Raw genomic sequence first — 11,234 nt, 5'->3', positions numbered from 1 at the left:
AAAAACACATAAAAAGAAACCCCCAATTCCCCCATGAATGGGGGCTAGGGGGCTGAAGTGTCGAAGACACTTTTTTAGTGGAAATGCTGAACTTATAGAACTTATCGAAAAAATGTATAGAAAGATTGAATAAAAAAACTTGATAATTGTAAGACAAAATCATATAATAGGGATAAAGAACAAGAAAAAAGATAACAAAGTTTTTTTTTGACTTAAAGTTATCGCGATTACAAAGAAGGAGGGATTTACCTATGAAATTGGAATTAGGGAAGATTAAGATCGACGATATCCAATTTGCAGAAAAGACATATGTGAAAGACCATGTGCTCTATGTCAATAAGGAAGAAGTGGAAGCGCTTGTTCTGGAAGATGACAAATTGATCGGCTGCAGCCTTGACATCGCCCGTCCGGGTGACAGCACACGTATTACACCGGTGAAGGATGTAATCGAACCTAGAGTAAAAGTATCAGGCGGAGAGATTTTCCCTGGAGTTGTAGGGAAAGTAACACCGACAGTAGGCGAAGGAAGAACACATGCGCTGGACGGATGCTGCGTAGTTACCGTTGGACGGATTGTTGGTTTCCAGGAAGGTGTTATCGACATGAGCGGACCGGCAGCAGATTACTGTCCGTTTTCCAAGACTGTAAATCTCTGTGTTGTAATCGAACCTCAGGAAGGGCTTGAGACCCACGTATATGAAAAAGCGGGAAGAATGGCAGGACTGAAAGTTGCAGCTTACCTTGGAGAAGCAGGAAGAAACATTGAACCGGATACACTGGAAACATATGAGACGAAGCCGATTTTTGAGCAGGCCGCAATGTATCCTGATCTTCCGAAAGTAGGATATATCCACATGCTTCAGTCACAGGGACTCCTCCACGATACATATTACTATGGAGTTGACGCAAAACAGTTCGTACCGACATTCATGTATCCGACAGAGATCATGGACGGCGCGATCGTATCCGGAAACTGTGTAGCTCCGTGTGACAAGGTTACGACCTATCACCACTTCCACAACCCGGTTATCGAGGACTGCTATAAGCATCACGGAAAAGACATCAACTTTATGGGTGTCATCCTTACGAATGAAAACGTATTCCTTGCTGATAAAGAGAGACATTCTGACATGGTTGCAAAACTGGCAGAATGGATGGGACTTGATGGCGTACTGATCACAGAGGAAGGATACGGAAATCCGGATACCGACCTGATGATGAACTGCCGTAAAGTAGAACGCAAAGGCGTGAAAGTAGTTCTGATCACAGACGAATTCCCGGGAAAAGACGGAAAATCCCAGTCTCTGGCAGATACATGCGATGAGGCGGATGCACTTTCCTCCTGTGGACAGGGAAATGCGACATTACAGTTCCCGGCTATGGACAAAGTGATCGGTACTATGGATTACATCGAAAGCCAGATCGGCGGATGGGCAGGATGTGTCAATGAAGACGGTTCCTTTGAGGCAGAGCTTCAGATCATCATTGCATCTACGATCGCAAACGGCTTTAACCACCTTGCAGCAAGGGGATATTAAGATTTGGAAGGAGGATCCAAAATGGCAAAATATAAAATTGTTCATTATATTAACCAGTTCTTTGCCGGTATCGGCGGTGAGGAAAAGGCAGATTACAAACCGGAAGTAAGAGAAGAGGCTCTTGGACCAGGAGCAGCTCTTGCACAGGCTCTTGGTGAAGATTATGAAATCGTAGCTACAGTAATCTGCGGTGACAACTATTTCGGAGAAAATCTGGATGAAGCAACCGATACGATTATCGACATGGTAAAGAAATATGAACCGGACGTCTTCTTTGCAGGACCGGCATTCAACGCAGGACGTTACGGCGTTGCATGTGGAACGATCTGTAAAGCAGTGGAAGAAAGACTCGGTATTCCGGTGCTGACAGCAGCCTATGAGGAGAACCCTGGTGTTGATATGTTCCGCAAGGACGTGATCATAGTAAAGACAGGAAACTCCGCAGCTACAATGAGAAAAGTACTTCCGTCCATCGTAAATCTGATCAAGAAGATGGCAACAGGCGAAGAGATTCTTGGACCGAATGAAGAAAATTATCACGAAAGAGGAATCCGTGTCAACTACTTCGCGGAAGAAAGAGGATCCGAACGTGCCATCAAGATGCTTGTAAAGAAGATGAAAGGCGAGCCGTTTGAGACAGACCTTCCGATGCCGAAATTTGACAGGGTACCGCCTGCACCGGCAATCAAGGATATCAAACATGCGAAGATCGCGGTTGTTACTTCCGGTGGTGTTGTTCCGGTTGGAAACCCGGATCATATCGAATCTTCCAATGCAACGAAGTTCGGAATCTACTCCATCGAAGGAAAAGATTCTATGAGCCCGGAAGAGTTTACAACAATCCATGGTGGATATGACCGTCAGTTCGTTATGGCAAATCCGAACCTGGTAGTTCCGCTTGATGTACTTCGTGAAATGGAAAGAGACGGAGAGTTCGGTGAACTCGTAAACTTCTTCTGTACAACAACAGGTACAGGAACTGCGACAGGATCTGCAGCAAAATTTGGTGATGAGATCGGTAAGATCCTCACAGAACAGGAGCATGTTGACGGGGTTATCCTCGTCAGCACATGAGGTACCTGTACTCGTTGCGGTGCAACGATGGTTAAAGGAATCGAAAAATATGGGGTTCCGGTAGTACATATGGCAACGGTAGTTCCGATTTCCCTGACAATCGGCGCCAACAGAATTATCCCAGGTGTTGGTATTCCGTATCCGCTTGGTGATCCAACCCAGGGCGAAGTGGATTCCAAGAAGATCCGTAAGAGAATGGTACGCCGGGCGCTCAAAGCACTTCAGACTGAAGTAACCGAGCAGACCGTATTTGAAAAAGACAATTTCTAAAGAAAGATAACTAAAAAATAATAACAGAATCCGGGTACAGTACAGATCTGTACTGTACCCGTTTTTTAATTTTTGATGGATAGGAGGGGACTCTATGGGCAAAGAGAACGGCGCAGTGAACTGGAAGAGAGTTCTGATTCTGGCAGGAGCGGTAATCGCGTTTACCATCGGATCCGGATTTGCGACAGGCCAGGAGATCATTCAATACTATACAGCATATGGCTGGCAGTCAATTCTGGTTATTCTTGGCTTTGCGGTCATGTTTCTGTATTACAATTTTAACTTTGCGAAAGCAGGCGCTGAACAGAAGTTTGAACACGGAAATGATGTTTACAAATATTTTTGCGGAAAATATGTAGGAACATTTTGTGACTATTATTCTACGATTTTCTGCTATATGTCATTTTGGGTTATGATCGGCGGTGCGGCATCTACATTGAATCAGGAGTACGGACTTCCGAACTGGGCAGGTGCAGTCATCCTTACAATCCTTACGACAATTACAGTAGTCGGCGGACTGAATTCTCTCGTTGATGCCATTGGTGTCGTAGGGCCGATTATCGTTGTACTTTGTATTTTTATCGGTCTTGTTACGGTGATTCAGGATGCAGGCAATATTCCGGCAGGACTGGAAGTTATCCGGACAGGTGCCTATGCAGGAGCAGCAGAGGGAGAAACGATCAAAAATGCAGGTGCGAACTGGTTTATTTCAGCAGCTTCCTATGCAGGATTTGTTCTTCTGTGGTTTGCAAGTTTTACGGCAGCGCTGGGATCCAAGAACAAGAAAAAAGATCTTAACTATGGTATCGTAGGCGGCACGGTTGCTGTGTGTGTTGCAATTGCTTTGATCTCTTTCGGCCAGATTGCCAATATCAATACTCCGCTTGAGGACGGAAGCGCTTATGTATGGAATGCAGATATTCCGAACCTGATTCTTGCCATGAAGATCTGGAAACCGTTTTCTGCTATTTTTGCAATTGTTGTATTTGCAGGTATTTATACGACAGCTGTTCCGCTGCTCTATAATCCGGCATCCCGTTTCGCAAAAGAAGGAACTTCCCGTTTTAAAATTTTGACAGTTGTTCTTGCGGTTGTAGGGCTGATCGTCGGGCTGTTCCTTCCATTCAGAACACTCGTTAATGTTATTTATGTTCTGAATGGTTATGTCGGAGCAGTGTTAATTCTGTTTATGATTAAGAAAAATATTACAGATTTCCTTGCTAAAAGGAAAAAAGCATAGCTATTTGCAGAAATTATCTGTCTGTAAAAAACAGCAATCGAAACGGTTGCTGTTTTTTGTGTGGAGTGCGGGCAGGCTCAACCACAATTGTAAGAAATTTGTAAAAGAAGAGGAATTCTTTTAGAAAAGGGATGAAAAATCGATTATTATTTGCTAGAATAGGAAAGTGCTTAAGAAAGAAAAAAGAAAGTGGAGTGAGGTAGAAGGATGGACTACAACAGAATTATTGAAGGCATCCTGGATATCGGAGAAGAGATGCTGAAAAGCGGAGCGGAAAATTTCCGGTTGGAGGATGCCCTTTACAGAATGCTGAAAAGTTATGGATTTGTCAGATATGATGTATTTGTTATTCCAAGCAACATTCAGGTGACAGCGAAGACGCCGGAAGGAGAGTTTATCACTCAGGTAAGGCATATCGAGACATCGGAGAATGATTTTGACCGGCTGGACTATCTGAACAATCTTTCCAGATATGTCTGTGCCCATAAGCCGGATGCGGATCAGCTGAAGATCAAGTTTGAGGAAGTGATGAACCGGCCGGAACAGCCGGAAATTCTCCGGTATGTGGCGGGAGTCATGGGAGGTGCCGGATTTGCCGTATTCTTCGGGTGCGGATTTATGGATGCGATTGTTGCTGCGGTTGTTTCACTGATGATTGTATTTGTTGGAAAATGGCTGAGCACAAGGGAAGGAAATCTGATGATTTATAATCTGATCCTTGCCTTTTTATCTGAGATCATTATTATCCTGGCGACCAGAAATGGAATCGGAACACATCCCGACAGAATCATGATCGGGATTGTCATGCTGCTGATCAGTGGACTTGGTACAACCAATGGATTCCGCGAGTTACTGCAGCGGGACTTTATATCCGGGTCCATTAATATTTTAAATTCCATTCTCGGGGCAACAGGAATTGCTCTTGGGATCGCGCTTGCCATGATGGTCTTTCATGCAAGATCCATGGAAGGATTTATGCTGACACCAAGTGTTCCGATGCAGCTTGTTTCCTGTACGATTGCCTGTATCGGTTTTGCCATATGGTTTAAAGTCCGGGGACGTCAGGTATTCTACTCGGGAGTTGGTGCGTTTATTACATGGGGAATTTATGCTCTCGTATTTGCCATTGAACCGAGCAACTTTCTTGCTACATTGATTGCAGCGGTATTTGTCGGATTTTATGCATTTATCATGTCCAGAGTCAATAAGGCACCATCGACGATTTTCCTGACAGCATCTGTATTTCCTTTGATTCCGGGACCAAATCTGTACTATATGATGTACGGTTTTGTAAGCAATGATTCCGCGCTCATTTCCAGTGAAGGAATCCTTCTAGCCACCACATGTCTTGCGATTGCCTTTGGATTCAATATCGTGGATGTAGCATCCAGAGTCATTATGAGCGCGCTGAAACGGGAATACCGCGTCGGCAAGAGTTCTTAAAAAGATAGAAAAGCATTGATTTTTATAACAATGTCTAGTAGAATTACTGATAGAATGCAGGAGGTAGAAGCATGGCAGAATACACGAAAGTGGCGCTCGACGCCATGGGAGGGGATAATGCCCCGGTGGAAATCATTAAAGGCGCTGTTGACGCAGTAAATAAGCGCAGGGATATTCAGGTATTGATTGTCGGGAAAGAAGACATCATAAAAGAAGAGCTTGCCAAATATACTTACGACAAAGAGCAGATTGAGATCAAGGGCGCCAGTGAAGTGATTGAGACCGCGGAGCCGCCGGTAATGGCAATCCGCAGAAAAAAGGATTCTTCGATTGTCGTAGCGATGAATATGGTTAAAAAAGGAGAGGCCGACGCGTTTGTATCGGCAGGAAGCTCCGGAGCCATTCTCGTTGGAGGACAGGTCATTGTAGGGAGAATCAAAGGAGTGGAGAGGCCGCCCCTTGCGCCGCTTTTACCGACCAAAAAGGGATTTTCGCTTTTGATCGACTGCGGAGCAAACGTAGATGCCAGACCGTCCCATCTGGTGCAGTTTGCAAAAATGGGCTCGATCTATATGGAGCATGTCATGGGCGTGAAGAATCCGAAAGTGGCGATTGTCAATATCGGTGCTGAGGAGGAGAAGGGCAACGCCCTTGTGAAAGAGACGTTCCCGATGCTGAAGGCATGCCCGGATATTAATTTTACCGGGAGCATCGAGGCGCGCAATATTCCGTATGGTGACGCGGATGTCATTGTCTGCGAGGCTTTCGCGGGCAATATTATCCTGAAACTTTATGAGGGCGTCGGAGGGGTGCTGGTTGATAAGATCAAGGAAGGCATGATGAAGAGCCTCAGGACAAAAATCGGAGCACTGCTTGTAAAACCGGCGCTGAAGGAGACGATGAAGGGATTTGACGCAAGCGAGTACGGCGGAGCACCGCTGCTTGGTCTCAATGGCCTGGTTGTAAAGACACACGGCAACTCAAAGGCACGTGAGGTCTGCAACTCCATTATTCAGTGCGTGACCTTCAAAGAGCAGAAGATTAATGAGAAAATCAGAGAATGCATTCAGAAAGAGAAAGAATAAACTTTTAAGGAAGGAATGTAACTATGGAATTTGAAAAATTACAGGGGATTATCGCAGATGTATTAAATGTGGATGCCTCAGACATCACAATGGAGACTACATTTGTAGACGATTTGGGAGCAGATTCTTTGGACATTTTCCAGATTATCATGGGAATCGAGGAAGAATTCGATATCGAGATTGATAATGATGATGCGGAAAAAATCGTGACAGTGGGAGACGCAGTAGAGCAGATCAGAACGGCAACAAATAATTAAAACATAAATGCGGAAAAGCCCGTCAGGGCTTTTTCGTGCTAATTGGGGGTTTTATGAGAAAGATCAAAGAACTAGAAAGAACAATTGATTATCAGTTCCGGAATCCGGAACTTCTGCGTCATGCTTTGAGACACAGCTCCTATGTGAACGAAAAGCACATGAAGAAATATGAATGTAATGAGCGGCTGGAGTTTCTGGGCGATGCAGTACTTGAAGTTGTATCCAGCGAATTTCTTTTTTTTGAGTATGAGACAATGCCGGAAGGTGAACTGACCAAAAAGAGGGCAAGTATGGTATGTGAACCGGCGCTTGCTTTTTGTGCCAGAGATATCAAACTGGGGGAATATCTGATGCTCGGAAAAGGTGAAGAGGCAACGGGCGGAAGAAAACGGGATTCGGTTACATCTGACGCGATGGAAGCGCTGATTGGAGCGATTTATCTGGACGGTGGGTTTGCTAGCGCAAAAGAGTTCATTCACCGGTTTATCCTCAATGACCTGGAAAACAAGAAGCTCTTTTTTGATAGCAAGACTATCCTGCAGGAAATTGTACAGGGAAATTCTGATGATCAGGTTTCCTATGAACTGATCCGGGAGGAAGGACCGGACCACAATAAAAGTTTCTGTACGGAAGTCAGGATCGGAGAACAGATCTACGGGGAAGGCGAAGGAAGGACCAAAAAAGCATCTGAACAGCAGGCTGCATATCAGGCGATTTTGAAATTACAGGAGAAACGATAGGAGAGCTATGTATTTAAAAAGCATTGAAGTACAGGGATTTAAATCTTTTGCAAATAAAATCGTCTTTCAGTTTCATAATGGAATCACCGGCATTGTAGGGCCGAATGGAAGTGGAAAGAGCAACGTCGCGGACGCGGTCCGGTGGGTATTAGGAGAGCAGAGGGCGAAGCAGCTTCGCGGAGGCAACATGCAGGATGTCATTTTTTCAGGAACTGAGAACCGAAAGCCTCTAAGCTACGCCTCGGTCGGGATCACGCTGGACAACTCCGACCACAAGCTGCCGATTGATTTTGAGGAAGTCACTGTGACAAGAAAGCTTTATCGCTCCGGTGAGTCAGAGTACCTGATTAATGGAAGCAGCTGCAGATTGAAAGATATCAACGAGCTGTTTTATGATACCGGAATCGGGAAAGAGGGATATTCAATCATCGGACAGGGTCAGATCGATAAGATCTTAAGCGGAAAACCCGAAGACCGGAGGGAGTTGTTCGATGAGGCTGCGGGAATTGTCAAATTCAAGCGGAGAAAAAATACATCCTTGAAGAAGCTGGAAGAAGAGCAGCAGAATCTGGTACGTGTAACAGACATCCTTTCGGAGCTGGAAAAGCAGTACGGACCGCTTAAAAAGCAGTCTGAGACGGCGAGAGAGTATCTGAAGAAACGGGAAGAAATGAAAAAGCTGGACGTCAATCTGTTCCTCGTTCAGACAGAAAAGTTAAAAGCGGAAGAAAAGGAAACAGAAGAGGCTCTGGCACGTGCGCAGGAAGAGCTTGATGAATCGAGAAAGCGGTATGACGCCATGAAAGAGGAGTATGCCGAAGTAGAAAACCGGATCGGGGAGATTGACCTTCAGACGGAGACCGCGAGAAAGCAGCTGAATGATACAAGACTGATCCGGCAGCAGTATGAGAACAGCATTGACCTTCTCAAAGAGCAGATCAACAGCGTGCGGATGAACGACGCCCATTATCTGGAGCGGAAAAAGACTGTTGAGGAAGAGATCCGGAAACGGGAGACCGAGCTTGAAGAACTGAAAAGCCGGCGCGCAGATCTGGAAGCCCAGATGAGGGAGAAGGAAGCGCAGAGCGAGAAAGAAAAAGAGAATCTGACGAGCCTTCAGGAGGAGATGGCCAGGATCAGTCTTTCCAGCGAGGAAAAGAAAAACGAGATTATGAAGATTCTTTCCGTGCGGGCTTCGACAAAGGCTGAACTGCAGCGTTTTCATACGATGAAAGAGCAGATCAGGGTTCAGAAGACAGGACTTGCGCAGCAGCTCTTAACGATTACCCAGGAAACGGAAGTATACCGGACAGAATATGAAAAGTATGAAAGTGAATGGAAAGAGCTTTCCGCCCAGATCCGTACTTGTTCGGAAACGATTGCGCAGTATGAAAGTGAAATTGTAAGACTTCAGGAAGAAATTACAAAAGAAAATGGACTGATTCAGACTGGACAGAGTGCGTATCACAGAGAGCAGTCCAGACTGGAATCTTTGAAAAATATGACCGAGCGCTACGAAGGATACGGTAACAGTATCCGGAGAGTCATGGAGCAGAAAAACCGGGAGCAGGGCATCCTTGGAGTTGTGGCGGATCTGATCCGTGTAGAGAAAAAGTACGAGACTGCGGTGGAGACTGCACTCGGCGGAAGCATCCAGAATATCGTAACGAGGGATGAAGAGACCGCGAAAAGAATGATTACTTATCTGAAACAGCATAAATTCGGGCGGGCAACGTTCCTTCCTCTGACCAGCGTGAAGGGTTCCGAGTTCCCAAAGCCGGAAGTGCTCAGAGAAGACGGCGTCATCGGACTTGCCCATACGCTTGTGGAGACAGATGAAGAATTCAAAAGTCTTATGAAGAACCTTCTTGGCCGTACCGTGGTAGTGGAAAATATTGACGTGGGTATCCGTCTTGCAAGGAAATACCGCCAAACTGTCCGGATGGTGACACCGGAGGGAGAGCTTCTCAATCCGGGTGGATCCATGACAGGAGGGGCTTTTAAAAATTCCAGCAGTCTGTTAAGCAGACGGCGTGAGATTGAGGAATTTGAAAAGACCGTACAGATGCTCAAAAAGGACCTGGAGCAGACGAGGGAGTCTTTGGAGCGTCATAAAGAAGAGCGTGCCGGATATTATGCGAAAATGGACAGCCTCAAAGATGAGATGCAGAAGATATACGTCCGGCAGAATACCGCAAAGATGAATCTTTCTCAGGTACAAAGCAGGCAGAAGTCGATCCTTGACCGAAAGGCAGAGCTTTTAAAAGAAAACGAAAGCTATGAAAACCAGCTCCGGGAACTTCAGGAGAATCAGGAATCCATTGAAATCGAACTGGGAACTTCCGAAGAACTGGAAGAAAGGCTGAAAAAGGAGACGGAAGAAGAACAGAAAGAGCTGGAGAAAAAGAAGGAAGAGGAACAGATTTTACAGAAACGTGCCGAGGACGCACATCTTGTTTTTGCGGAACTTGGACAAAAAGAAATCTTCCTGAATGAAAATCAGGAACGTATCTGGCAGGAGTATACGAAGTATACACAGGAAAAGAAACTGCTGGAGGAAAACCAGGGAGACAATAAGAAAGCGATTGCTGAAAAAGAGCAGGAGATGGAACGGGCCGGACAAAAGATCCGGGAAGCCGGAGAACTGATCGAAGAGATCGAACAGGAGATCGGGCAGTATGCCGGGGAAAAGGAAACACTTTCCCGCAGACATAAGGAATTCCTTGGAAAGCGCGATGCCATCTCGGAACAGATTTCCGATCTTGATAAAGAAACCTTCCGGCTTGGCGGAAAGAAGGACGGGCTGGAGGAGACGATGGAAAAGCAAATGAATTATATGTGGGAAGAATACGAGATCACCTATAATCATGCGCAGCAGTACCGGGATGAAAGTATTGGAGATCTGGGTTTCATGAAGAAAGAGATTCAGCGGCTTCGCTCAGAGATTCGCAGCCTTGGCAATGTCAATGTCAATGCCATTGAAGATTTTAAAAATCTGGAAGAACGGTATCTCTTTTTGAAAAACCAGCATGAAGACCTGATTGAAGCGGAGGCAACCTTAAAACAGATTATTGAAGAACTGGATACCGCCATGAGAAGGCAGTTTGAGGAACAGTTCGCAAGGATAAAAGAAGAGTTCCATAATGTTTTCCGCCAGCTCTTTGGAGGCGGAAAAGGGACACTCGAGCTTCTGGAGGACGAGGATATTCTGGAAGCGGGAATCCGGATCATTGCACAGCCGCCGGGAAAGAAGCTTCAGAATATGATGCAGCTCTCCGGTGGAGAAAAAGCGCTGACGGCGATCGCGCTTCTCTTTGCGATTCAGAATCTGAAACCGTCGCCGTTCTGTCTGCTGGACGAGATCGAAGCAGCCCTGGACGATTCCAATGTTACAAGGTTTGCGCAGTATCTTCACAGACTGACGAAAAATACGCAGTTTATTGTTATTACCCACCGGAGAGGAACAATGACAGCAGCGGACAGACTGTATGGAATTACGATGCAGGAGAAGGGAGTTTCTACGCTGGTTTCAGTAGATCTGCTTGAAAACCAGCTCAGCAAATAAAAAATAAAGGAGTAGAAGAGAC

The 11,234-nt window shown here is 45.7% G+C and carries 8 protein-coding genes; all 8 read left to right on the top strand.

All coding sequences use genetic code 11. From position 1 onward, the window contains the following. Positions 1-251: 251 nt before the first annotated feature. Entirely contained in the window at positions 252-1,538 is a 1,287-nt protein-coding gene (grdG, locus tag FGQ85_RS11845; RefSeq protein WP_087168030.1) for a sarcosine reductase complex component B subunit alpha, read from the top strand. Between the two features lie 21 nt (positions 1,539-1,559). Then, the gene (grdF, locus tag FGQ85_RS11840; RefSeq protein WP_138373558.1) at positions 1,560-2,882 is read left to right on the top strand and encodes a sarcosine reductase complex component B subunit beta; all 1,323 of its coding nucleotides are present in this window, start codon (positions 1,560-1,562) and stop codon (positions 2,880-2,882) included. A gap of 94 nt (positions 2,883-2,976) precedes the next feature. Further along, complete coding sequence (locus tag FGQ85_RS11835) at positions 2,977-4,122, top strand: hypothetical protein (protein WP_087168028.1); 1,146 nt, start codon at positions 2,977-2,979, stop codon at positions 4,120-4,122. A 207-nt stretch (positions 4,123-4,329) separates the two neighbouring features. Beyond that, on the top strand, positions 4,330-5,565 hold the full coding sequence (locus FGQ85_RS11830) for a threonine/serine exporter family protein (protein WP_087252045.1): 1,236 nt from the start codon (positions 4,330-4,332) through the stop codon (positions 5,563-5,565). Positions 5,566-5,636: 71 nt separating this feature from the next. After that, positions 5,637-6,650, top strand: a complete 1,014-nt coding sequence (plsX, locus tag FGQ85_RS11825) for a phosphate acyltransferase PlsX (RefSeq protein WP_138373557.1) — start codon at positions 5,637-5,639, stop codon at positions 6,648-6,650. 23 nt (positions 6,651-6,673) lie between these two features. Continuing rightward, complete coding sequence (acpP, locus tag FGQ85_RS11820) at positions 6,674-6,907, top strand: acyl carrier protein (protein WP_087168025.1); 234 nt, start codon at positions 6,674-6,676, stop codon at positions 6,905-6,907. A gap of 53 nt (positions 6,908-6,960) precedes the next feature. Then, positions 6,961-7,647: a ribonuclease III gene (gene rnc, locus FGQ85_RS11815; protein WP_138373556.1), complete on the top strand. Its 687-nt coding sequence runs from the start codon at positions 6,961-6,963 to the stop codon at positions 7,645-7,647. Between the two features lie 7 nt (positions 7,648-7,654). Next, complete coding sequence (gene smc / locus FGQ85_RS11810; protein WP_138373555.1) at positions 7,655-11,212, top strand: chromosome segregation protein SMC; 3,558 nt, start codon at positions 7,655-7,657, stop codon at positions 11,210-11,212. Positions 11,213-11,234: the final 22 nt, after the last annotated feature.

It is taken from the genome of Pseudoflavonifractor sp. BSD2780061688st1 E11 (genome assembly GCF_005844125.1).
Taxonomy (GTDB): Bacteria; Bacillota; Clostridia; order Lachnospirales; family Lachnospiraceae; genus Sellimonas; species Sellimonas catena.
Note: the sequence above shows the minus strand (reverse complement) of the source record. Positions and strands in the feature narration are given on the sequence as shown.

Excerpts from the sequence above, each read along its gene's own strand:
- grdG (WP_087168030.1), top strand. The coding sequence starts at position 252 with ATGAAATTGGAATTAGGGAAGATTAAGATCGACGATATCCAATTTGCA.
- FGQ85_RS11835 (WP_087168028.1), top strand. The coding sequence starts at position 2,977 with ATGGGCAAAGAGAACGGCGCAGTGAACTGGAAGAGAGTTCTGATTCTG.
- FGQ85_RS11830 (WP_087252045.1), top strand. The coding sequence starts at position 4,330 with ATGGACTACAACAGAATTATTGAAGGCATCCTGGATATCGGAGAAGAG.
- plsX (WP_138373557.1), top strand. The coding sequence starts at position 5,637 with ATGGCAGAATACACGAAAGTGGCGCTCGACGCCATGGGAGGGGATAAT.
- acpP (WP_087168025.1), top strand. The coding sequence starts at position 6,674 with ATGGAATTTGAAAAATTACAGGGGATTATCGCAGATGTATTAAATGTG.
- rnc (WP_138373556.1), top strand. The coding sequence starts at position 6,961 with ATGAGAAAGATCAAAGAACTAGAAAGAACAATTGATTATCAGTTCCGG.
- smc (WP_138373555.1), top strand. The coding sequence starts at position 7,655 with ATGTATTTAAAAAGCATTGAAGTACAGGGATTTAAATCTTTTGCAAAT.